The organism is Pedococcus aerophilus (assembly GCF_039532215.1).
GTDB classification, from domain to species: domain Bacteria; phylum Actinomycetota; class Actinomycetes; order Actinomycetales; family Dermatophilaceae; genus Pedococcus; species Pedococcus aerophilus.
In genome coordinates this window covers 41,774-64,382 of record NZ_BAAARN010000003.1, presented here as the reverse complement: position 1 = coordinate 64,382, position 22,609 = coordinate 41,774, and the positions used below count along the sequence as shown (strand labels likewise).

General features: G+C 71.3%; 22 protein-coding genes. 11 read left to right on the top strand and 11 right to left on the bottom strand.

All coding sequences use genetic code 11. The features are described 5' to 3' along the window. Together ABD286_RS12300 and ABD286_RS12295 are read left to right on the top strand one after the other, a co-directional pair. On the top strand, window positions 1–738 hold the full coding sequence (locus ABD286_RS12300) for a DUF3027 domain-containing protein (RefSeq protein ID WP_344193818.1): 738 nt from the start codon (window positions 1–3) through the stop codon (window positions 736–738). 263 nt (window positions 739–1,001) lie between these two features. Next, entirely contained in the window at window positions 1,002–1,922 is a 921-nt protein-coding gene (locus ABD286_RS12295; protein ID WP_344193816.1) for a hypothetical protein, read from the top strand. Window positions 1,923–2,082: 160 nt separating this feature from the next. Here the strand turns inward: ABD286_RS12295 and ABD286_RS12290 are convergent, their stop codons facing one another. Then, window positions 2,083–2,385, bottom strand: coding sequence for a DUF2530 domain-containing protein (locus tag ABD286_RS12290; RefSeq protein ID WP_344193813.1), 303 nt, complete (start codon window positions 2,383–2,385; stop codon window positions 2,083–2,085). Window positions 2,386–2,439: 54 nt separating this feature from the next. Here ABD286_RS12290 and ABD286_RS12285 point away from each other — a divergent pair, with 54 nt between their 5' ends. The 4 genes from ABD286_RS12285 to ABD286_RS12270 all read left to right on the top strand — a co-directional run bounded on the left by ABD286_RS12285 (window position 2,440) and on the right by ABD286_RS12270 (window position 6,369). Next, window positions 2,440–3,951 carry an NCS2 family permease gene (locus ABD286_RS12285; RefSeq protein WP_344193811.1) on the top strand — a complete coding sequence of 504 codons (1,512 nt, stop codon included), beginning with the start codon at window positions 2,440–2,442 and terminating at the stop codon, window positions 3,949–3,951. Window positions 3,952–4,128: 177 nt separating this feature from the next. Beyond that, window positions 4,129–4,599, top strand: coding sequence for a MarR family winged helix-turn-helix transcriptional regulator (locus tag ABD286_RS12280; protein WP_344193809.1), 471 nt, complete (start codon window positions 4,129–4,131; stop codon window positions 4,597–4,599). Continuing rightward, the gene (locus ABD286_RS12275; protein WP_344193806.1) at window positions 4,596–5,903 is read left to right on the top strand and encodes an MFS transporter; all 1,308 of its coding nucleotides are present in this window, start codon (window positions 4,596–4,598) and stop codon (window positions 5,901–5,903) included. The genes ABD286_RS12280 and ABD286_RS12275 overlap by 4 nt, the downstream gene beginning before the upstream one ends. A 217-nt stretch (window positions 5,904–6,120) precedes the next feature. Then, the gene (locus tag ABD286_RS12270) at window positions 6,121–6,369 is read left to right on the top strand and encodes a hypothetical protein (protein ID WP_344193804.1); all 249 of its coding nucleotides are present in this window, start codon (window positions 6,121–6,123) and stop codon (window positions 6,367–6,369) included. 10 nt (window positions 6,370–6,379) lie between these two features. Here the strand turns inward: ABD286_RS12270 and ABD286_RS12265 are convergent, their stop codons facing one another. The 4 genes from ABD286_RS12265 to ABD286_RS12250 all read right to left on the bottom strand — a co-directional run bounded on the left by ABD286_RS12265 (window position 6,380) and on the right by ABD286_RS12250 (window position 11,472). Then, a complete protein-coding gene (locus ABD286_RS12265; protein ID WP_344193802.1) occupies window positions 6,380–7,717 on the bottom strand; it encodes a lytic transglycosylase domain-containing protein in 1,338 nt (445 codons plus the stop codon). A 113-nt stretch (window positions 7,718–7,830) separates the two neighbouring features. Next, on the bottom strand, window positions 7,831–8,952 hold the full coding sequence (gene serC, locus ABD286_RS12260) for a phosphoserine transaminase (protein ID WP_344193800.1): 1,122 nt from the start codon (window positions 8,950–8,952) through the stop codon (window positions 7,831–7,833). A gap of 178 nt (window positions 8,953–9,130) precedes the next feature. Further along, on the bottom strand, window positions 9,131–10,123 hold the full coding sequence (locus tag ABD286_RS12255; RefSeq protein ID WP_344193798.1) for a type IV toxin-antitoxin system AbiEi family antitoxin domain-containing protein: 993 nt from the start codon (window positions 10,121–10,123) through the stop codon (window positions 9,131–9,133). A 227-nt stretch (window positions 10,124–10,350) separates the two neighbouring features. After that, on the bottom strand, window positions 10,351–11,472 hold the full coding sequence (locus ABD286_RS12250; RefSeq protein ID WP_425565371.1) for a citrate synthase 2: 1,122 nt from the start codon (window positions 11,470–11,472) through the stop codon (window positions 10,351–10,353). A gap of 123 nt (window positions 11,473–11,595) precedes the next feature. Here ABD286_RS12250 and ABD286_RS12245 point away from each other — a divergent pair, with 123 nt between their 5' ends. Then, window positions 11,596–12,177 (top strand): pentapeptide repeat-containing protein, encoded by a 582-nt coding sequence (locus tag ABD286_RS12245; RefSeq protein WP_344193796.1) that lies wholly within the window; start codon window positions 11,596–11,598, stop codon window positions 12,175–12,177. A gap of 46 nt (window positions 12,178–12,223) precedes the next feature. Here ABD286_RS12245 and ABD286_RS12240 read toward each other — a convergent pair whose 3' ends face one another. Continuing rightward, window positions 12,224–13,123 (bottom strand): NYN domain-containing protein, encoded by a 900-nt coding sequence (locus tag ABD286_RS12240; protein ID WP_344193794.1) that lies wholly within the window; start codon window positions 13,121–13,123, stop codon window positions 12,224–12,226. A 63-nt stretch (window positions 13,124–13,186) separates the two neighbouring features. On the opposite strand from ABD286_RS12240, the gene ABD286_RS12235 reads away from it, so the two are divergent. Beyond that, window positions 13,187–14,464: an MFS transporter gene (locus ABD286_RS12235; RefSeq protein ID WP_344193791.1), complete on the top strand. Its 1,278-nt coding sequence runs from the start codon at window positions 13,187–13,189 to the stop codon at window positions 14,462–14,464. 223 nt (window positions 14,465–14,687) lie between these two features. Here ABD286_RS12235 and ABD286_RS12230 read toward each other — a convergent pair whose 3' ends face one another. Further along, on the bottom strand, window positions 14,688–15,614 hold the full coding sequence (locus ABD286_RS12230; RefSeq protein ID WP_344193788.1) for an oxygenase MpaB family protein: 927 nt from the start codon (window positions 15,612–15,614) through the stop codon (window positions 14,688–14,690). 1 nt (window position 15,615) lies between these two features. Continuing rightward, window positions 15,616–16,011 (bottom strand): hypothetical protein, encoded by a 396-nt coding sequence (locus tag ABD286_RS12225; protein ID WP_344193786.1) that lies wholly within the window; start codon window positions 16,009–16,011, stop codon window positions 15,616–15,618. Window positions 16,012–16,058: 47 nt separating this feature from the next. Here ABD286_RS12225 and pdxH point away from each other — a divergent pair, with 47 nt between their 5' ends. Further along, window positions 16,059–16,739: a pyridoxamine 5'-phosphate oxidase gene (gene pdxH / locus ABD286_RS12220; protein ID WP_344193784.1), complete on the top strand. Its 681-nt coding sequence runs from the start codon at window positions 16,059–16,061 to the stop codon at window positions 16,737–16,739. 45 nt (window positions 16,740–16,784) lie between these two features. On the opposite strand, the gene ABD286_RS12215 is transcribed toward pdxH, so the two are convergent. Next, complete coding sequence (locus ABD286_RS12215; RefSeq protein WP_344193781.1) at window positions 16,785–17,321, bottom strand: phosphate-starvation-inducible PsiE family protein; 537 nt, start codon at window positions 17,319–17,321, stop codon at window positions 16,785–16,787. A gap of 219 nt (window positions 17,322–17,540) precedes the next feature. Here ABD286_RS12215 and edd point away from each other — a divergent pair, with 219 nt between their 5' ends. Both edd and eda read left to right on the top strand, forming a co-directional pair. Continuing rightward, window positions 17,541–19,421 (top strand): phosphogluconate dehydratase, encoded by a 1,881-nt coding sequence (edd, locus tag ABD286_RS12210; RefSeq protein WP_425565370.1) that lies wholly within the window; start codon window positions 17,541–17,543, stop codon window positions 19,419–19,421. Further along, entirely contained in the window at window positions 19,418–20,098 is a 681-nt protein-coding gene (gene eda, locus ABD286_RS12205) for a bifunctional 4-hydroxy-2-oxoglutarate aldolase/2-dehydro-3-deoxy-phosphogluconate aldolase (RefSeq protein ID WP_344193779.1), read from the top strand. The genes edd and eda overlap by 4 nt, the downstream gene beginning before the upstream one ends. 428 nt (window positions 20,099–20,526) lie before the next feature. Here eda and ABD286_RS12200 read toward each other — a convergent pair whose 3' ends face one another. Together ABD286_RS12200 and ABD286_RS12195 are read right to left on the bottom strand one after the other, a co-directional pair. Next, the gene (locus ABD286_RS12200) at window positions 20,527–21,192 is read right to left on the bottom strand and encodes a malonic semialdehyde reductase (RefSeq protein WP_344193777.1); all 666 of its coding nucleotides are present in this window, start codon (window positions 21,190–21,192) and stop codon (window positions 20,527–20,529) included. A 39-nt stretch (window positions 21,193–21,231) separates the two neighbouring features. Beyond that, complete coding sequence (locus tag ABD286_RS12195; RefSeq protein ID WP_344193775.1) at window positions 21,232–22,509, bottom strand: hypothetical protein; 1,278 nt, start codon at window positions 22,507–22,509, stop codon at window positions 21,232–21,234. Window positions 22,510–22,609: the final 100 nt, after the last annotated feature.

The window sequence follows — 22,609 nt, the reverse complement described above, 5'->3', positions numbered from 1 at the left end:
ATGGCCGCCCCCAAGAAGGACCCGGTGCTCGAGGGCGCCGTCGACCTGGCCCGCGAGGCCGCCGAGTCCATCGCGGAGGCCGGCACCGTCGGTGACCACCTCGGCATGGAGCTCGACGACGAGCGCCTCGGCACTCACTACTTCGCGTGCACGGCGCGGGCCTACCCCGGCTGGCGCTGGGCGATCACCGTCGCCCGCGTGCCGCGCGGCAAGGTCGCCACGGTCTGCGAGACCAACCTCGTCCCCGGTGACGGCGCGCTGCTGTCGCCCGAATGGCTGCCGTACGCCGACCGCATCGCCCCCGGCGACCTCGGTGCCGGCGACGTCCTGCCCTACAAGGAGGACGACCCGCTGCTCGAGGCCGGGTTCGAGGCCACGGGCGACGAGGAGGTCGACGAGCTCGCGACGTACGAGCTCGGGCTCGGCCGCAAGCGCGTGCTGTCCGCCGAGGGTCGCGAGGCCGCGGCCCAGCGCTGGTACGAGGGCGAGAACGGCCCCCACGCCGAGGTCGCCGAGAAGGCGTCGTCGCCCTGCTCGTCCTGCGGGTACTTCCTCCCGATGGCAGGTGCCCTCCGCTCTTTTTTCGGCGTGTGCGCCAACGCCTGGTCGCCTTCCGACGGTCGCGTCGTGAGTCTTGACCACGGCTGCGGCGCCCACTCCGAGGTCGACGCCGAACCCGCCGAGCACGTCCACACCGGCGAACCCATCGTCGACGAGCTGAGCTACGACCTCGTCTGACCTCGCCTGACCTCGCCTGCGCGGCTTTCCCCACGCAAAACGGTGGTTGCTCGACAAGACGGCGCACATGGAGCCCGTTTCGTCGAGCAACCACCGTTTTGCTGGGGCATGGGTCTTGCGGACCTCGGTATGGCGCGTCGGCCCCGGCGGCCGAGGGCCCGGGCCTGACGGCCTGTCCACAACCCGGCTCGGCGACGTCGACGATCCACAGGTCTGGCGTCGCAGGCTGGCTGGGCAGTGACGACCTGACCACTCTCGCCGTCATGGACTCGCGAGCCAGTGCCCTGATGACTGCGCAGGGCGGTGTGCTGGGCTCTCGCCAGCTGACCCGCTTGGGGATCCCGCCCGACGAGGTGAGCCGCTGGGTCGTCGGCGGAGACCTGGTCAGGGTTCGTCGTGGAGCCTTCATCGGAGCGGCTGCGTGGAGTGCCGCCGACCGGGACGAGCGCTATCGACTGACGGTGGCCGCGGCCATGCGCTCTCGCGGCGTCGACGAGATGGCCAGCCACCACTCCGCCCTGGCGCTTCACCGACTTCCGCTGTGGCACGTGGATCGGGACCTCGTCGTCCTGGCGGCGGACGTGCAGGAGACCACCACCGGAGGGGGCGTCAGGGTGATGCCGCTGCGTGCCCTCGTCGACCGCGTCGAGGTGGAGGGTCTGGCCGTGATGGCCGTCGCGGATGCGGTCGTCGCCGTGGCATCGGTGAGCGTCGAAGCTGGAGTCGTGGCCGGGGATGCGGCGGTCCACGATGGGCGGTGCACCGAAGCAGATCTCGCGGAGGCCGCCTCTCGTCTGCGTCGTGGTCTGCGCGGGAAGGCGCGGCTGAGGGCCGCCCTGGCCCACATCGACGGGGCGTCGGAGTCGCCGGGGGAGAGCAGGACCCGACTCGTTCTCACGGCCCTGGGGCTGCCGGTCGCATCCCAGGTGGTCGTGTGCGACCAGAGGGGCAGCTTCGTCGCACGCGTGGACTTCCTGGTCGCGGGTCGCGTCGTCATCGAGTTCGACGGAGCGGTGAAGTACAAGGGCGCTGATGGTGCCGAGGTCGTCGTGGCAGAGAAGCGGCGTGAGGACCGGCTCCGCGAGCTGGGCTACGAGGTGGTTCGCCTCACCTGGGACGACCTGAGCCACCCGGAGCGCGTCCTGGCCCGAGTCCGGGCCGTGCTGCTGCGTCGAGCCGCGTGAGCAGCCCGCTCGCGGCATACGTCTCGGCGATCTGACCTCAGCGAAACGGTGGTTGCTCGACGAAACGGGCCCCATGTCCGCCGTTTCGTCGAGCAACCACCGTTTTGCGCGGAGAGCAGCGCAGGCGAGGGGGTATGGCGCGGGGCGCGCGGGGTGGTGGCTACTCGGCGCCGGCGGCGTTGCCGCGGCCGCGGCGCACGTAGCTGAACCCGAGCAGTCCGAGCACGATCGCGGTCACGCAGGTCCAGGGCCACCAGTGGCGCTCGCCCTCGTGCAGCGAGGGGACGGCGAGGATGATGCCGAGCGCCACGAGCCAGCCGACGGTGCCCCACAGGGTGACGGTCGCACTGCTCAGCGCGAGCGGACGCAGCTCGTCCGGACCGGTGCCGTCGAGCGGGCCGGTAGTGCCGCGCGAGGAGTCGGGCGCGTCCGCGTCGGCGGGGTGGTGCTGCGACTCGCTCATGCGCGCAGCCTATCTTTCACACCGCTGCAACACGCAGGCCCTACTCTGCTGCCCATGGCGAAGCCCTCACCCACCTCCAAGCCTGCGGCGGCCAAGCCCAGCAGCGCTCCCACCAGCGGACTCGACGGGTTCTTCCGGATCACCGAACGCGGCTCGACCGTCGGCCGGGAGATCCGCGGAGGGCTCGTCACCTTCTTCACGATGGCGTACATCGTCGTCCTGAACCCTCTCATCATCGGCACCCAGCAGGACGGCACCGGCCAGTTCCTCGGCGGCGGCGACATCGTCCAGGCGCAGACGCTCGTCGCCGCGGGCACAGCCCTCGTCGCCGGCGTCATGACCCTGCTCATGGGCGTCGTCGCGAACTACCCGCTGGCGCTCGCCACCGGCCTCGGGCTCAACGCGTTCGTCACCTTCGGCATCGCCAAGCTGCCGGACATGACGTGGGCCGACGCCATGGGACTGGTCTTCCTCGAGGGCGTGATCATCCTCGTCCTCGTTCTGACCGGCTTCCGGCAGGCGGTGTTCCGCGCGATCCCGGCGGAGCTGAAGACCGCGATCTCGGTCGGCATCGGCCTGTTCATCACGATCATCGGCCTCGTCGACGCGGGCTTCGTCCGCCGCACCGCCACCGGCCCGGTCCCGGTCGAGCTCGGCATCGGCGGCACCCTCAACGGCTGGCCGCTGCTGGTCTTCGTCATCGGCGTGCTCGGCATCATCGTGATGCTGGTCCGCAAGGTGAAGGGCGCCATCCTCTACGGCATCGTCGGCGGCACGGTCCTGGCGATCATCGTCGAGGCGATCGGCAAGATCGGTGGGCAGTTCGACGCGACGGGCAAGTTCGTCAACCCCGCCGGCTGGGGCCTCAACGTCCCGGCCCTGCCGGACAACGTCATCGACGTCCCGGACTTCTCCCTGCTCGGCCAGTTCAGCATCCTCGGCTCGTTCAGCAAGATCGGCGTCGTCGCCGCGGTGCTGCTGGTCTTCACCCTGCTGCTCGCCGACTTCTTCGACACCATGGGCACGATGGTCGCCGTGGGTGCCGAGGGTGGCTTGCTCGACAAGAACGGCAACCCGCCGAACTCCGACAAGATCCTGCTCGTCGACTCGGTCGCGGCGATCGCCGGTGGCGCGGGCTCGGTCTCGTCCAACACCTCCTACATCGAGTCGGCGGCGGGCGTCGGCGAAGGTGCCCGCACGGGTCTGGCCTCGGTCGTCACCGGTGTCATGTTCCTGTTCGCGACGTTCCTCGCCCCGCTGGTGAAGGTCGTGCCCTACGAGGCTGCGACCCCCGCACTCGTGGTCGTCGGCTTCCTGATGATGCAGCAGGTCAAGGGCATCGACTGGGACGACCTCGAGATCGCGATCCCGGCGTTCCTCACGATCGTCCTCATGCCGTTCACCTACTCGATCACGGTGGGCATCGGCGCCGGCTTCGTCGTCTACACGCTCATCAAGGCGGTGCGCGGCAAGTCCAACCAGATCCACCCGCTCCTGTGGACGGTCTCCGGCTTGTTCGTCCTCTACTTCGCGATCACCCCGATCAAGGAGATCCTCGGCGTCTGAGGCCCATCGCCGCCGAGCTCTCCACGGCTCACCACCCACACCACCACGTATGCCGCGTGGCCCCGAGAGGGGGCCGCGCGGCATACGTGCGTCCGGGGAGGGAGGGCCGGTCGGAGACGACGGAAATAGTTAGCACAGGTAATGAGTTATGCTAACTATCTGAACAAGGAGACCGTCATGACCCCACCGCCTGCGCGCTCACCGCGCCGCACCGCTGAGGCTGGTCTCACCCCCGCCGCCGTGTCGCGCCTCGCCGGAGAGCTCCGCCTGGCCTGCATGCGGATCTCGCGTCGGGTCAGGTTCGAGAGCACGGACGACATCGCGCCGCACCAGTTCTCGGTCCTGAACCGCCTGGAGAAGGCTCCCTGCACGCCGGGTGAGCTGGCCGAGATCGAACGGGTGAGCGCCCCCAGCATGACCCGCACCGTCGCCCGCCTCGTCGAGCTCGGGCTCGTCGAGCGCACCGCCGACCCCTCCGACCGTCGTCAGGTGATCTTGTCCTTGACGCCCGGAGCCGTCGCCCTGCTGCGCGACATCCGCCGCAAGCGCGACGCGTGGATGTCGGTCCGCGTCGGCCACCTCACACCGGCCGAGCAGGACGTCCTCGAGCAGGCCGCCGTCATCCTCACGAGGGTGGCCAACGAGTGAGCCCGACCTTCTCCTCCCTGGCGGTCCGCAACTACCGGATCTACGCCACCGGCGCCTTCATCTCCAACATCGGCACCTGGATGGGCCGCGTCGCCCAGGACTGGCTGGTCCTCACCGAGCTCACCGACCACTCCTCGACTGCTCTCGGCATCGTCACCGGACTGCAGTTCCTGCCGTTCCTGCTGCTCGCCCCGTGGGCCGGCATGATCGCCGACCGCTACCCCAAGCGCGTCATCCTTGCGATCACCCAGACCGCGCTCGCCGTGTCCTCGTTGGCCCTCGGGCTCCTCGTGGTCACCGGCACCGCGGAGCTCTGGATGGTCTACGGCATCGCCCTGTTCACCGGCATCGCGACGGCGGTCGACAACCCGGCCCGCCAGACGTTCGTGTCCGAGATGGTGCCGCGTGAGCGCCTCGCGAACGCCGTCTCGCTCAACAGCGCCTCCTTCAACGCCGGTCGCCTCATCGGCCCCGGTGTCGCCGGCCTGACCATCGCGGCGTTCGGCACCGGGTGGACGCTGCTGCTCAACACCCTGACATTCGTCGCGGTCCTCATCGCCCTGGCGTCCATGACCCGCGCCGAGCTCAAGCCGGCGCCGATGCTGACGCGTGGCAAGGGGGCGATCCGCGAGGGAGTCAGCTACGTCCGGGGCCGCCCCGACATCATGCTCGTCATGGCGCTGGTGTTCGTGCTCGGCACCTTCGGCATGAACTTCCAGATCACGACGGCGCTCATGGCGACGCGCGAGTTCGGCAAGGGCCCCCAGGAGTACGGCCTGCTCGGCTCGATCATGGCCATCGGTTCACTGTCGGCGGCGCTGCTGTCGGCCCGGCGCGCCCGCCCACGCCTGCGGATCCTGCTCATCGCCTTCGTCGGGTTCACCCTCTCCAGCGGTCTTGCCGCGATCGCGCCGACCTACACGTTGTTCGCGCTGGCCCTCGTCCCCGTCGGCCTCTCGGCGCTCACCGCCCTCACCACCGCCAACGCGATGGTCCAGCTCACCGTGGACTCCGCGATGCGCGGCCGGGTGATGGCGCTCTACATGGCGATCTTCATGGGCGGGACACCGCTGGGTGCACCGTTCATCGGCTGGATCGGAGACGTATGGGGTCCGCGCTGGACCATCGGGATCGGCACCATCGCCGTCGGCCTGGTCACCGTGGTGGTGTCGGTCTGGTTGGCGAGGCACGAGAATGTGCAGGTGACGTATGAGACGCAGCGACGCCCGCGGCTGAAGATCCGCACCGTGCCTGCCCCGGCGCCGGACCCGGTCTCCGACCCGGTTCCCGAGGCTGCACGGTGACCCCGGCGTTCCGTCGTCGGGTCACCATCGCGGTGCTCGTCATCGTCGTGGCGGTCGCGGTCGTCGCCAGCCTCGTGGGCTGACGACCGTCGTCACCGGTCCCGTGGGCTGACGCGCTTCGTCACCGGCCTCGAGCCCGGGACGTGTCGGTGGCCCGCCAGCCCTGTTCGTCCATCTGCCCGAGGCGTGGTGTCCGATCGAGCGGGACGCTGGGGTCATGGCAGGCGATGCGCCTCCGCCGGGCGCCCTGACGATCCGACCCCTGGCCCCCGAGGTCTGGGAGGTCTCGGGCTGCGGCGTCACGCGACGGTGCGCGACCCTCGAGGGCGCCCGCCGCTGGGCGGCCCTGCACCTGAGCGACTGCGGCGGTGGCCACGTCACCCTGCTCGATGCCGCAGGGCAGGCTGTCGATGACCTGCCCGTCGGCTCCGGCAGCCTGGCCGTACCGAGCCGTCGCGGCGGCTGACCGCACGTCCCTACTTCAGGCGGCAGAGCACGACGACGCCGACGACGTTGACCTCGGGCACGTAGCCGGAGGGGCACTTGCCGTTGACCGGGGCCACGGTGATGGGCAGCTTCGGAGGCGTGCTGGTGCTGCTCGGCGAGGGCTTCGGCGTGCTGCTCGTGGAGCTCGACGAGGGCTTGGGGGTGCTGCTGGACGACGTCGAGCTCGGCGTCTGACCGGTGATGCCGCCGACGACGCCGCCGACCACTCCACCCACGGCGCCGGTGAGGCCGCCGCCGGATGTGCTCGAGGGCGAGGGCGTCGAGCCGCCGGAACCGCCGGAACCGCCGGACCCGCTGCCGGACCCGGAACCGCCGGCACTGGTGCCCGACCCGTTCCCGCCGCTCCCGGCCGTGCTGCTCGGGGAGGGGGTGGAGCTGCTGGGTGACGGCTTCGGCTTCGACGAGGGCTTCGTGCCCGCGCCCGCAGCACCTGCGGCCGGACCGGGCAGGGTGGCCTCGTTGCCGGTGGGCAGGAAAGGCTGCCCCGTGCGCTGGGCCTCGGAGAGCGCGCCGTCGGGGACGACGGCATACCCACCGCGGTAGGCGCGGGCGAGCGCGAGGACCTGGTCCGCATACGCATCGCTCTGGTTGTAGCGGAGCACGGCGGTGCGGGCACCGGCCTCGTTGCCGAGGTTGCCCGGGCCGGAGCAGAGGTAGACCGCGGCGCCGGTCACGGCGTCCATGAGGTTCTGCGGGTCCTTGCGGCCGTCGCCGTTGGCGTCCACGCCCACCGAGCGCCACGTGCCGGGGATGAACTGCATCGGGCCGACAGCGCGGTCGAACGTCGTGTCACGGTCGTAGGCGCCGCCGTCGGTGTCGCGGATGACGGCGGTGTTGTTGGTGCCGTTGAGCGGGATGCCGTAGATGCCGGGGCGGACCGTGCCGCTCTGGTCGATGCCGTTGCCGCCATAGCGGCCGTGGTTGGACTCGACCTTGCCGATGGCCGCGAGCAGGGCCCAGTCGATGTTGCACTCGGTGTCGGCCAGGTCCACGAGCTGAGCGCCACGCCGGTATGCCGCGAGGGCGGCCGCGGGGATGCCGTTGGCGCTCCCGGTGAGCTGGAGGCCCGCCGCGCTCGCGACCGGTGTGGGCGCCGCCTCGGCGGGTGCCGGCAGCTCGGGCAGCGCCGGGAGCGACGGTGCCTCGGGGCGCTGGACCGCGGTCTTGGGCACGGTGACGAGGGGACTGGAGTCGGCGACGACGTCGGTGGTGGGGGTGCCGTCGGTGGCCACGAGGGCCAGGCCGCCGCCGATGAGCGCGACCGCAGGCAGCGCGGCAGCGATGGTGCGCCAGTTCACTCGTGTCACGCGGGTCATCGTTGACTCCTCGGTCCAGTTCTCCCCACCCCCGGGGACTTCTACCGGGAACAACGAGGATTCGGAGCCGAGGTTACGCGCGGGTTGGCGTCAGTGCGCGCCGATCAGCCCACAACGTGCTCAATGCACGCAATCAGGGCAGAGACGTCCTCGGGCTCGGTGGCCGGGAAGGTCGCCACGCGGAGCTGGTTGCGGCCGAGCTTGCGGTAGGGCTCGACGTCGACGACACCGTGCGCGCGCAGGGTCTTGGCGATGGCCGAGGCGTCGACGGCGTCGTCGAAGTCGATGGTGGACACGACCTGCGAGCGGGCGGCGGGGTCGGCGACGTACGGCGTAGTGTAGCTGGTGCGCTCGGCCCAGTCGTAGAGGCGGCCGCTGGAGTCGGCGGTGCGGGTGACGGCCCAGTCGAGGCCACCGTTGCCGTTGATCCAGTCGATCTGCGAACGCAGCAGCGCCAGCGTGGACACGGCGGGGGTGTTGTAGGTCTGGTTCTTGCGCGAGTTGTCGATCGCGGTCGGCAGGCTGAAGAAGTCGGGGACCCAGCGGCCCGTCGCAGCGATCTCGTCGACCCGGGCCAGGGCGGCGGGGGAGAACGCCGCGAGCCACAGGCCACCGTCGGCGGCGAAGCACTTCTGGGGGCCGAAGTAGTAGACGTCGGTCTCGCTGATGTCGACCGGCAGGCCGCCGGCGCCGCTCGTCGCGTCGATGAGGACGAGGGCGTCGTCGTCGGCACCCTCGACGCGCATGATCGGGGCCATGACGCCGGTGGAGGTCTCGTTGTGCGGCCAGGCGTAGACGTCGACGCCGGCCTCGGCCCGCGCGCTCGCCAGCGTGCCCGGGTCGGCCTTGATGATGGTCGAGTGGCCCAGGAACGGGGCGTTGTTCGTGACGCTCGCGAATTTGGAGGAGAACTCACCGAACGCCAGGTGCTGGGCGCGCTCGCGCACCAGTCCGAAGGCGGCGATGTCCCAGAACGCGGTGGAGCCGCCGTTGCCGAGGATGATCTCGTAGCCCTCGGGCAGGCTGAACAGCTGGGACAGGCCCTCGCGGACGGCGCCGACGAGGTTCTTCACCGGGGCCTGGCGGTGCGAGGTGCCGAGCACGGTGGTCCCGAGGCTCGCGAGGTACTCGACCTGCTCGGGGCGCACCTTCGAAGGACCGGAGCCGAACCGCCCGTCCTTGGGGAGCAAGTCGGCGGGGATCGTCTGGGCGGCGTTGTCAGTCACGCCATCAGTGTCGCACCACGTCCCGAGGCGTGGGACGTCAGGTCCACCACCCGGACCCAAGCGGCGGCTCAGCCGCCCCTCGAGCAGCAACCTCTGCTAGCAGAAGTTGCTGCTCGAGGGGCAGGGTGCAACCTGACCCTGGGGCAGCAACTTGCGCTCAGTGCCGCCCCAGGTGACTTCAGATGCGGAGACGACGCCGCGACCGCACGATGGCCGCGTCCACCCGGGATCGGACCAGGGGGAGGTCGTCCACCTCGGCCCACACGAACCGTGTCACCTCGCGCCCGGTGTCGCGCAGCCGGTCCTCACGCCACTTCTCGGTGGCGAGAGCCTGGCGGCTCTGCTCCGGGGTCGGGTTCGGCAGCCCACCGGTGTACTTGGCGAGGCCGTCGAACTCGACGATCACCGGCTCGTCGTCCAGCTCGAAGTCGGCGCGCCACCGCCGTCCCTCGGCTGTCACCCACACCTGCGGGGTGAATCGGTACCCCAGGAGCCGGAGGGTGTGGGCGAGCCGGGTCTCGCCCACGGACTCGTGGCGACCATCTGCGCGCTCGAGCAACCGTCGCACCCCGGCGATGCCGGGATGTCCGGCGTGGGCGTGGACGACCTGCTGGATCTCATCCAGCGTGGTCAGTCCATGGTGCAGTGCCGCGTCCGCAGCGACCAGGCTCTCGAAGGGGAAGGTTCCGCGTCCGGGCCCGACAGGATGGAGGCCAACCTGCACGACCGCCTGGGGGACAGGCACCGTCAGATAGCCGGGCGGTGACAGCACGGGCTCGGCCTGGCACGCAGGGTGCAACGTGGCCGCCGGCCGGTGCCGGGAATGGTCGTCCCGGCGGCGGCACAGGTGTGCCGTGGCGAGGTCCGACTTCCAGAGCGGTATGTCGTGCAGGACCAACGCGGACTGGTGGCTGGCAACGGCCCTTCCCTCGAACGACCGGATCAGCGCGACCGTGAGCAGGCGGTGCTGACGGCGCGCCGTGTCGAAGTGGTCCGCACCCTCCCAGGGTGGGGTGGGTGCGCCTGGCGGGCACACGGCATACCAACCGCGGATGAGGCGCCGGACTGACCCGAGTCGCCTCATCCGCCGAAGGTCGGAGGGGCCGAGGCCGAGCTGCGCGGCCTCTGCGGCGGAGACGACGCTGTCACGCGCCAGCTCGTGGAGTTCCATCGGCGCAGCCTGCCGCACCCGCCACGTCCGCCGCGGAAGGCCTGTGGACAACCGCTGACCCAGCACACCTTGCTGCCCGGCCCGTAGGCAGCAACCTGGCCCTTCGGCAGCAACATCTGCTAGCAGAGGTTGCTGCCGAAGGGACGGTCGAACTGGGCTGACGAACTGGGTGCGGGCCGGGTATGGCGCGCGGCCGGCGCCGCGCCATACCTGGCCGGCGCGCGGGGTCAGGGGCGGTAGCCGGTGACCGCCTCGAGGCCGCGGGGGGCCTCGCCGGTGTAGCGGGCGCTGGGGCGGATCAGGCGACCGGTCTTCTTCTGCTCGAGGATGTGCGCCGACCAGCCGGCCGAGCGGGCACAGCTGAACATCGGGGTGAACATCGACGCCGGGACCTCGGCGAAGTCGAGCAGCACCGCCGCCCAGAACTCGACGTTGGTCTCCAGGACACGGTCGGGACGGCGTTCGCGCAGCTCGGTCAGGGCGGCCTGCTCCAGCGCCGCGGCGGCCTCGAAGCGCGGGGCGTCGAGCCGCTTGCAGGTGGCGCGGAGCACGCGGGCGCGCGGGTCCTCGGCACGGTAGACGCGGTGGCCGAAGCCCATCAGGCGCTCGCCACGGTCCAGGACGCCCTTGACGTACGCCTGCGCGTCGCCGGTCTCCTCGACTCCCTCGAGCATGTGCAGCACGCGCGAGGGCGCACCACCGTGCAGCGGACCCGACATCGCGCCGACGGCGCCGGACAGGCACGCGGCGACGTCGGCGCCGGTGGAGGCGATCACGCGCGCAGTGAAGGTGGAGGCGTTCATGCCGTGCTCGGCGGCGCTGACCCAGTAGGCGTCGACGGCCTCGGTGTGGCGGGGGTCGGGCTCGCCGCGCCAGCGGATCATGAACCGCTCGACGATCGTCCTGCCCTCGTCGACCTGCGCCTGGGGCACCATCGGGCGACCCTGGCCGCGGGCGGACTGCGCCACGAACGACAGCGCCATGACCGAGGAACGGGCCAGCTGGTCGCGGGCCTCCTCGGGCTCGATGTCGAGCAGCGGCTTGAACCCCCACAGCGGTGCGAGCTGGGCCAGGGCCGACTGCACGTCGACGCGGACGTCACCCGAGTGCACCGGCAGCGGGAACGGCTCGGCCGGCGGCAGCCCGCGCTCGAACGAGTTGTCGACGAGCAGCCCCCACACCTGCCCGAAGCTCACGCGGCCGACGAGGTCCTCGATGTCGACGCCGCGGTACCGCAGCGAGCCGCCCTCCTTGTCGGGTTCGGCGATCTCGGACTCGAAGGCGATGACACCCTCGAGGCCGGGCTTGAAGTCGTTGTCGGACATCGGGGTCCCCGATCTGTTCGTCATCGTTGGCGATGGTCAGGTGTGCGTCGACCCGGGTGCTGGCTCCGGGCGCCGGTCAGGCGGGGACGGTCAGCGGGTCGGCTCGGCACATTCTGCACCGTCAGCGCCATCCGCCACCATGGACCCATGCTGCTTCCGGACGAGGACTTCGACGGCGAGACGTTCACGGGCGACCTCAGCGGGGGGTCCGCGGAGAACGCGCGCTTCCTCGAGTGCGTCTTCGAGGACGCGGACCTCGCGGGCCTGCGTGCCTCCCGGGCACGGTTCAGCGAGTGTGCGCTCACGGGGGTGCGCGGCGCCGGCGTGGACCTCTCGGAGACCTCCTGGCAGGACTGCACCGTCCGTGGGGCGCGGCTCGGCGCCGTGCAGCTGTATGGCGCGGAGCTGCGCCGGGTGCGCTTCGAGGGCTGCAAGATCGAGTTCCTCAACCTGCGCGGCGCCAAGCTGTGGGACGTGCAGTTCGTCGACTGCCAGCTCGTCGAACCCGATCTCGCGGAGGCGCAGCTGACCCGCGTCGAGGTCGACGGCGGACGCGTCATCGCGCCGGAGTTCTCCCGGGCGCGGCTGAAGGACGTCGACCTCAGCTCGTCGGTCGTCAGCGCCCCCCGCGGTGTGGCCGGCATGGCGGGCGCGACGATCTCACGGCTTCAGCTCATCGACCTCGCCGAGGCGTTCGCCGTCGAGCTGAACCTGACCATCGCCGACTGACCGTCGCCTGGTCGCCGCGTGACCATCGCCGACCGACGAGCCGGCGTCAGTTCTTCGAGCGGCGCTTGTCCCGCACCGACAACGTCTGCTTGCCCTCGTCGCGGATCTCGAACAGCTCGATCGCCTTGAGCAGCTTGATGAGCGAGCCGTAGCCGTAGTTGCGCGAGTCGAACGACGACTGGTTGGAGATGTACTGGCCGAGCGTGCTGACCCGCGCCCACCCGAGGTCGTCCGCGGCACTCTCGACGGCGTTGCGCAGCAGGGCGACGAGGCGGGCGTCCTGCTTCAGCTCGGCCGGACCCTTGCGCCCGGGTGCGCTGGTCTTCGCAGCTGCCTCGGCGGCCTTGGCCGCGGCGGCGCTCGCGGCCTTCTTCCGTGCGGTGGTCCGTTTCGCCGTCGTGGACGTCGTCGCACCGCTGCCAGCGGCGGCCTCGGCCGAGGCGTCGGCGGAACCGTCGGCGGGGGACTCGGCAGGCGCCTCGACGGCCGGCTCGACGACGTCGTCCACGGGCGGGGTCAGCTGGTCCAGCAGCAGGAACCTTGTGCAGGCCGTCTGGAACGGCTCGGGCGTCTTCGCCTCGCCGAACCCGTAGACCTGGGCGCCCTTGGCCCTCAGGTGCATCACCAGCGGCGTGAAGTCGGCGTCGCTCGACACGATCCCGAACGCGTCCGGGTGGTCGTTGTAGAGCAACGCCATTGCGTCGACGACCATCGCCATGTCGCTGGCGTTCTTGCCGCGGCTGTAGTCGAACTGCTGCATCGGCTGGATCGCGTTGGTGTGCAGGATCTCGGTCCACGGCCGCAGCCCCGGCTTGGTCCAGTTGCCGTACGCCCGGCGGATGCTCGTCTCCCCGAGCTTCGACAGCTCGCTGAGGACGAGGTCGAGCTTCTTGGCGGAGGAGTTGTCCGCATCGATGAGCAGGGCGATCCGCGGGCGTGGGTCCATGCCGTGACGCTACGCCCTGAACCCCCGCGCAGCCCCGCGCCGACGCGGCATACAGTCCATCGGGTGCCGCTGCTCCTCGACCTCGCCCCGTTGCGGGAGAACGCGCCGTACCGACGCCTCTATGCGGGGTTCACCCTCTCCAACGTCGGCTCGCAGCTGGCCGTGGTCGCCATCGGGCTGCAGGTGTACGACCTGACGGGTTCCACCGCGGCCGTGGGCGTCGTCGGGCTCTGCGCACTGGTGCCGCTGGTCGTCATGGGCCTCTACGGCGGCACGCTCGTCGACCACTACGACCGTCGCGTCGTGGGGTTGGTCGCGCAGAGCGTGGCCTTCGTCGCGAGCATCGCGTGCGCCCTGCAGGCGTGGGTCGGCAACACCCAGGTCTGGGTCCTCTACCTCCTCGTCGCGCTCTGGAACGGTGCCTTCGCCGTCTCCTCACCCGCGCGCAGCTCGATCTACCCGCGCATCCTTCGCCGCGACCAGCTACCTGCAGCCAACGCCCTCTCGGTGTTCGCGATGAACGCCTCGATGACCGTCGGTCCTTTGCTCGCCGGCGTCCTCGTGGACAGCGGAGGCTTCAAGGCGGCGTACACGGTCGACGCCGTCATCACGACCGCAGCCCTCTGGGGACTGGCCAAGCTGCCCGCGCTGCCGCCCGAGCCCGGGGAGGAGGGGGTGGCTCCGTCGAAGCCCGGACTGCGTTCTGTCCTCGACGGATTCGCGTTCCTCGCGACCCGTCCCAACGTGCGCATGACGTTCGTCGCCGACATCGCGGCCATGCTCCTCGCCCAGCCGCGGGTGCTCTTCCCTGCCGCAGGAGCGGTGATCTTCGGCGGCGGCGCCAAGACCGTGGGCGCCCTCAGCGCCGCGGCAGCGGTGGGCGGGATCGTCGCGATGTTCTTCTCCGGACGCCTCGGCCACGTCCGACGGCAAGGCCTGGCGATCATGGTGTCGATCGTCGGGTGGGGGTTCGCCATCGCCGGGTTCGGCGCCGCGATGCTGGCCGCCGGTGACGTGCTCAGCCGTGGGACGGCACTGTGGTTCGGACTGGTCGCGATGGCGGTCGCCGGGGCGTCCGACTCCGTGAGCGCGGTGTTCCGCACGACGATCCTGCAGTCCGCGACGCCGGACCACCTGCGCGGCAGGCTGCAGGGCGTGTTCATCGTCGTCGTCGCCGGTGGCCCACGCCTGGGTGAGATGGCCGGAGGCTTCCTGTCCACCGGAGTCGGTGAGGCGTGGACGGCCGTGATCGGCGGTATGGCGTGCGTGCTCGCCATCGTCGTCCTCGCCCGCCTGCAACCCGGCTTCCTGCGCTACGACGCCCGCCACCCCACGCCCTAGTCGAGTGCGGTCAGGCACCCGACGGCCGACGGAGGACCCGCCGGCAACCGGCGAACGACCAGTCGGCGACCGGCCGACGATCAGGTCAGCGGTGGCCGGCCGCAGCTGAGCACGGGGCCACGCCTCAAGGGCGGAGGTTGGTCGTCGGCTGGTCGCCACCGACCGCGCGACCTCCTGGGTCGGCGGCCGCCGCCTGAACCGGGAAGGTCGTCTCGGCAAGCGGTCAGGCGACGACGTTGCGCCGGGCCAGCGCGCGGCGGCGGACGTCCTCGGGGTCCTGCATGGCCCAGCGGACCGTGGCCGTCGCCAAGCCGCCGATCGGACGCCCGACGAAGCGCTCGGTGACGGGCAGCCAGGGCAGCCGCAGCGGCATACGGGCCCAACGGGGGAGCATCGCCACGGCGCCTGCGGCGAGCGCGCTGTAGCCGGCGCGGGCCGCGAGCGGCAGGGGCGGGTGGACGAGCAGGAACCGTGCGGCTTCCCGTGCCGCCTCGGTGGACTCGAGCTCGGGACGGTAGTCCTCGATGGTCTGGCGCAGTGCCGCGACGGTCCGCGGCGGGTCGATGACGCCGAGCGCCTCGGCCACGATGCAGCTCTGCTCGACGTACCGGTCTGCCTCGGCGTCCGTCAGCGGGGTGACGGCGTACCGCTGGTAGGCGGTGAGGAAGCTGTCGGCCTCGGTGACGTGCACCCACTTGAGGAGATGAGGGTCGCTGGCGGAGTAGGGGCGGCCGTCGGGGGCCTTGCCGCGCACCCGCTCGTGGATGCCGCGGATCTTCGTGATCAGGGCCTCGGCGTCCTCGATGGTGCCGAACGTCGTCGTCGCCAGGAACTCGCTCGTGCGCTGGAGCCGGCCCCACGGGTCTCCCTTGTAGCCGGAGTGCCCGGCCACGCCGGCCATCGCCAACGGGTGCAGCGACTGCAGGAGCAGTGCGCGGATGCCGGCGGGGAACATCGACGCGTCGGCGTGGACGCGCCAGATCGGGTCTTCTGGGGTGAACCAGCGCGGGCCCTCGGCGCCCCAGATGCGCTCGGCCTTCACCTGGGCGTCGTTGCCGGCGACCTTGGAGCGCAACGCGTTCGCGAGCTGCTTGCGTGCCCCGGCGCTCAGGGCTCCGGCGCCACCGGTGATCGGGTCGAGGAGGGCCACCTCAGCGCACGCCGCGGCGACGCGGGATCTGCTTGAGGCGCTCGGCAGGAGTGGGCAGGTCGGCGGGGCGCACCCGCGTCGACAGGTCGCTGTTGGCGATGAGCTCGGGGATCGGCGTCGTCGTGGTGGGGTGCGCGGCGATCGGGTCCTCGCCCGAGAACACCACCCACACGGCCTCACCGTGGTCGGCGCGCGGGTCGAACGTCTTGAGCACCGACCCGTCGCGGACCGTCCCGGCGTGCTCGATGGCGCGTCGCTTGGCCTTCTGCCGGTCCAGGACCTTCTGGGCCGCCGCCATCGCGGGCTCCTTGGCCTGTTGGGCGAGCACGACGGCGTGGGGGCCGTACTTCACACCCCACCGGATCATGCTGCCGACGGCCTTGCCTTTGCCTGGCATCGTGCCTCCCTGTCGCTGCGGTCTGCTCCTCACCCTAATCTCGGACCATGACAGATGCGCGGCGCGTGGACTACAGCGGCGATGGGCTCTCCGAGGACCAGGTCGCTGCCACGCCCTGGCAGCAGGCCCGCCTGTGGGTCGACGAGGCGATCGCCCGGTCGGAGGCGCAGGGCGACGTGCCCGAGCCGACGGCCCTGTCCGTCGCGACCGTCGACGCCGACGGGCAGCCCAACGTCCGCACCGTCCTCATGCGCTTCTTCGACGACCGGGGGCCGGGGTTCGTCACCGCGACCGTCTCGGCCAAGGGGCAGGAGATCGCTGCCACCGGTGGCATCGCCGCGGCCCTGACGTGGCCGTCGATGTTCCGCGCGATCCGCTTCCGCGGCCGGGCCCAAGAGCTCGACCGCGAGGAGATCGAGGGCTACTTCTTCACCCGCCCGTGGGCCTCGCGCATCTCGGCATGGGCCTCCCAGCAGTCCCAGCCCGTCGGCAGCCGGGCCGGCCTCGAGTCCGCCTACGACCGGTATGCAGCGCAGTTCCCCGACCACGGGAACGCCCACGACGTCCCCGTCCCCGACTTCTGGGGCGGCTGGCGCGTGCACTGCGACGAGGTCGAGTTCTGGGGTGGCCGCCGCAACCGGTTGCACGACCGGCTCGTCTTCACCCGCACCGGCGAGGGGACGCTCGACGACCCCGCGAGCTGGAGCCTGTCCCGCCGCCAACCCTGAGCGAGAAGACGGTCCCTCGCCCGGACGACCGGATCGACAGTCAGGTCATGCTTTTCCGGCCGAGGCCCGGTGCTCGCGGTCGTTCTCGTCCTCCCCGTCGACGTCCTCCTCGACCTCGTCCTCGCCGTTGCCCGAGTTGGCGCCCTCGCTCGGTTCGCGCTCCTTGCGGCGCAGGAGGAACGAGCTCAGCGCAAGGACGATGATCGTCCCGGTCAGCAGGGCCATCAGCCGCACGGTGTCGGCGAACTCGGGCTTGCCGAGCAGGTCCGGCGCCTTGACCGACAGGACGACGATCTCCTTGATCGAGGCGATGATGCCGACGAGCAGGAACGGCTCGGCCACGAGCTCGCGGCGTGACAGCGTCGTGCGCACTGCGAACAACAGCTCCACGACGATGAACACGAGCAGCAGCAGGTCGAGGATCTCGGCCGACACGTCGACGACGCTGCCGCCGCCGAGGTCGCTGAACGACAGGGCCGTCTTGACGATGATCACCCCGGCGATGGCGAAGAGGATGAGGGCGACCGCCAGGTAGATGACGTTCTCGACCTTCTCGATCAGCCGCTCGATCCACTCGTTCATGGCCCCATCGTGGCGGACCGGTGTCGACTCGGCACCCCGGTCGGCACGAACGGGTCGCGCGGGGAGTGCTGCTCCACGAGGTGTCCGCATGGCGGGATGGCCGTTGATGGATCCTGAGACGTCGGCACACTTGTGAAACGAATCACACGCGCACGCCAAGGACGTCGTTCGCGCGGTCCACGTTCCCGACCGCCGAAGTCACCGAAGTCCAGGAGCTCCATGGCCACCGCCATCCACCCCGTCGTCGCCGAGGTCACCGCCCGGGTGACCGCCCGCAGCAACGCCAGCCGCACGGCATACCTGCAGCGCCTCTCGCGCGCGGCGTCCGAGCTGAGCCTGCGTCCCGCCCGCACCGACCTCGGGTGCTCCAACCTCGCCCACGCCGTAGCGGCGTGCGGCGGGAGCGACCGCACCACCATGGCCGCCGACACCGGGGTCAGCCTCGGCATCGTCACGTCCTACAACGACATGCTCTCCGCGCACGCGCCGTTCGAGCACTACCCGCAGGCGATGAAGCAGACCGCTCGCGAGGTCGGCGCCGTGGCCCGCGTCGCTGGTGGCGTGCCTGCCATGTGCGACGGCATCACCCAGGGCCGCGCCGGCATGGAGCTCAGCCTGTTCAGCCGCGACGTCATCGCGATGTCGACGGCGATCGCCCTGTCGCACGACGTGTTCGACGGCGTCCTCATGCTCGGTGTCTGCGACAAGATCGTGCCCGGCCTCGTCGCCGGCGCCCTGTCGTTCGGCCACCTCCCGACCGCGCTCGTGCCCGCCGGCCCGATGGCGAGCGGCCGTTCCAACGCCGACAAGGCCGAGACCCGGAAGGCCTATGCCGCGGGCGAGGCCGGGCGCGACGAGCTCCTCGCGAGCGAGGTCGCGTCGTACCACTCGCCGGGCACGTGCACGTTCTACGGCACCGCCAACTCCAACCAGATGCTCATGGACGTCATGGGCCTGCACCTCCCGGGTGCGGCCTTCGTCCACCCCGACGACCCGGTGCGCGAGGCCCTCACCGACGCCACCACGCGCCGCGTCGCCGAGATCGCCGCGTCCGAGCAGCCCTACGGCATCGGCCAGGTCGTCGACGAGAAGTCGGTCGTCAACGGTGTGGTCGCCCTGCTCGCCACGGGCGGTTCGACCAACCACACGATGCACCTGATCTCGATGGCCGCGGCGGCCGGCGTGGACCTGACGTGGGAGGACTTCGACGACCTGTCGGCGGTCATCCCCTCGGTCGCCCGCATCTACCCCAACGGTCCCGCCGACGTGAACCACTTCCACGCCGCCGGTGGCACGCCGTACCTCGTCCGCACGCTCCTCGACGCGGGCCTGCTGCACGAGGACGTCCTCACCCTCGCCGGACCGGGGCTGCGCCACTACACGCGCAAGCCCGAGGTCGTCGACGGTGCGCTGACGTTCGTCGACGCCCCTGCCGAGTCGCTCGACCCCGCTGTCCTGCGTCCGGCGACCGACCCGTTCGCCGCCGACGGTGGGCTGCGCGTCCTGCGAGGCACGCTCGGCCACGCGATCATCAAGGTGTCGGCCGTCGCCGACGCCCACAAGGTCGTCGAGGCCCCGGCCCGAGTCTTCACCGACCAGGTCGGCTTCCTCCAGGCGTTCTCGCGCCGCGAGCTCGACCGCGACGTCGTCGTCGTCATCCGCGAGCAGGGCCCGAGCGCGAACGGGATGCCCGAGCTGCACGCCCTCACCCCCTCCCTCGGTGTCCTCCAGAAGCGCGGCCACGCCGTCGCCCTGGTCACCGACGGCAGGATGAGCGGAGCGTCCGGGGCGATCCCGGCAGCCATCCACGTGACGCCGGAATCCGTGCACGCAGGCCCGATCTCGAAGATCCAGGACGGCGACGTGATCCGTGTCGACGCCCGCACCGGTCGCCTCGACGTGCTCGTCGACGAGGACGATTTCATGGCGCGCCTGCCCGCCCAGCGGGTCGGCGAGGAAGGTGTGGGTACGGGGCGTGAGCTGTTCGCCCCGATGCGCGCCGCCGTGGGCCGCGCCGACGAGGGTGCCCACGTCTTCGCGAGCCTGGGCCGCGCCCACGACCACACCACTGCCACCGTGACCTCCGAGGAGACCCGATGACCGTCCCGACCGCCGCACGGACCGGGTCCGCTCCCGTGGCCAAGCCCGTGATCTCCAGCGAGGCCGACATCCTCGACCTGGCGCCGGTCATCCCCGTCGTCGTCGTCGATTCCGTCGAGCAGGCCGTGCCGCTCGCGCGGGCGCTGCTGCGCGGCGGCATACCGGTCATCGAGCTGACGCTGCGCAGCGCAGCCGGGCTCGGTGCCATCGAGGCAGTGGCCTCGGAGGTCGAGGGCATGGTCGTCGGCGCCGGCACCGTGGTGACCCCCGAGCAGGTCCGGCAGGTGCAGGACGCCGGTGCCCAGTTCATCGTGACGCCGGGTTCGCCGCCGCGTCTCCTCGAGGCAGCGCTGGCCTCCGGCCTGCCGCTGCTCGCGGGGGCCGGCACGCTCACCGAGATGCTCACCCTGGCTGAGGCCGGGCTCGAGGCCATGAAGTTCTTCCCCGCCGAGGCCAGTGGTGGACGCCCCTACCTGTCCGCGGTCTCCGGGCCGTGCCCGCAGCTGCGGTTCTGCCCCACCGGGGGCATCACGCGCGAGACCGCCGCCGACTGGCTGGCGCTGCCCAATGTGGGCTGCGTCGGCGGTTCGTGGCTGACCCCCAAGGACGCCGTCGTCGGCGGCGACTGGGCGCGCATCGAGCAGCTGGCGGCCGAGGCTGCCACACTGCGGGCCTAGGGGACGGGCCGCTCAGCGGCAACCGGGCGCTTCGCGGCGCCCCACGGACAGGTGGGCGGTGGCCTCGTCGGGGGACTTGAGGCCGCCGTCCACCGCTGTGTCCGGGCAGCACCTCCGGACACCTCTGAGCACCTCTGGCCACTCTGAGCACCTCTGGGCATGGAACAGCCCGCGGGCCCTGCCTCGCCGAAATCCAGCGGCTCAGCATGTGCAGGGGACGACTTGCACGGCCCACGGGCTGCGGTGAACTGCTTGGGATTGCGCACGTTGCGCCGTCGAAGCAGTCGACGTTGCGCACCTAGCGCGCAGTCACCTCACGCGTCCAATAAGAAATCAATTCCTGGACCACCTCCCTTCCGTGTACCTCGACGCTAAATCGGTTCGGCGTCGACCGCAACGGGTTTAGGACACTGTCCAGATCGTGGCCGTCAGGCGGTGGTGACGACCTCGTCGTAGCCGAGCCGCGGAAGACGGTCGAACCACGCGTCGGGGCCCGGGCGGCCGATGTTGACGACCATGAACGCGCGGTGCTTGCCGTCGGGGAAGAACTCGCGGGTCACGCCGTCGGCGTCGAAGCCCGTCATCGGGCCTGCGGCCAGACCCGCGGCGCGCACGCCGATGATGAAGTAGGCGGCTTGGAGCGCGGCATTGAGGTCGGCCGTGGTGCGGCGGTTGGCGTCGTCGGCGGCCAGCATGTCGCGAGCGCCGGGGAAGACGGGGAAGACCGTGGGCAGCTCGTCGTGGAAGTCGTCGTCGGCGGCGAGGACGGCGACCAGCGGGGCGGTCGAGGTCTTCGGCTTGTTGTTGCCACCCATGTGCTCGACCAGGCGGCCACGGGCCTCGGGGGAGCGGACCAGGACGATGCGCAGGGGCTGGTTGTTCATCGCGGTGGGACCCCACTTGATGAGCTCGTAGATGGCGCGCACCTGCTCGTCGGTGACGGGCTCGTCGCTGAAGGAGTTGGCGCTGCGGGCCTCGCGGAAGAGCAGGTCGGCGGCCTCGGGGGTGAGCTCGAGCCGGTCGGCGAACTGGGCCTCGAGCTCGGTCAGCTCGGTCAGGTCATCGTGGGTCTGGGTCATGAGAAGTTGAACCATCAACTTGATGGTTGCATTCCCCAACCTCGTCGGTGCAGGTCAGACCCGCGTCGGGGCCGGTTCCGGGGTGCGGTCCTGGTGCTGGCACTGCACGGTGCAGGACCGGGTCGGGGGACCTGTGGGCCGTCCGCCGGTGGGCTCCGGGGGGTGCGGGGTGAGGGGGTCGAGCGGGACGAGGGGCTCCGGTGCCGGGGTGGGCCGGTCGGTGCCGCCAGGTGCCCCAGTGCTGCTGGTGCCGCCCGACAGGCTCGGCGGGGGCGAGGTCGTGCCGACCGGCGTGCCGACCTCCTCGTCGTCGGGAAACGGGACCCGGGTCCATGAGCCGGACGCAGACCGGACGGCCAGCCCGGCCGCACGCAGGGCCACCGCGACGACAGGACCATCGGGGGTGTCGGCCACCGCGACGTCGGTCACGTCGAACACCGCTGCCTCGTCGCACTTCTCGCCGAGTTCCGCCACGACCTCCTCGCGGTAGCGCTTGCCCGGCGCGTAGTCACGGGCCCAGGTGCGACCCCCGTCGGTGCTCGCCTCCACCAGCACGCGACCCCTCGTGGGCAGGCGCCAGCACCGTTCGCGCTGCGCGCGCGAGCAGGCCTGCGTGACGGTCGTGCCGAAGGGGTCACGGTAGGTGCCCTCGGCCCCCTCCACGCGCTCGCGGTCCTCTGGCGTGAGGTCCACCAGGGCTCCGCCCTGGACGGTCTGCTCGCGGTGGTCGGCCTTGACGACGAAGTCCTCCGTCCAGCCGAGCGGGCTCGTGGCCAGCCGTCCGGACACCGCGGTGACCGCACGGACCTCGGGGTGCTCCATGCAGGCCGAGGTGGCGGCGGTGCCCAGGACGGCGCCGGGGAGGACGAGGGCGCCGACGGCCAGGGTGGCGCGACGACGCAGGTCCGGGCCGGGTGCTCGCGCCCACCGCGCCGTGGCGAGGGCGACGAGCAGGACCGGCAGGGCGAGCAGATCGGTCGCGTCGGCGCGGACGAAGGACGGCGTGATGATCGACCACGCCGCCGACGCCGTGGCCGCACCGGCGTCGCTCGTCTTGGTCGCGGTGAACCCGAGTGCCACGGCGGCGACCGCCCAGCGGTCGGGGCGGCGCACCATACGCAAGGGGGACATGGCCAGGGCGATCAGGGGCGGGGCGACGAGCAGCCCGGCCACGTCGCTGACCTTGCCGGTGACCGGACCCGGCCACTGGTGCTTCCACACGTGGTCGTTGAGGACGAGCACGACGAGGGCCAGGACGGTCGGCGGGGCACCCAGCCACCGCAACGCCGTCCGGGCTCGCGCGCCCCGCTCCCCGCCAGGTCCCCCGTGCATGCCGCAGAGCATGGCGGCTCGTCCGCCGGCGCGGGTCACGTCCCGGAGAACTGCTCGTCACGGTTGGGGCGCGACGAGGTCACGGCCCGGTCGCGGCGAC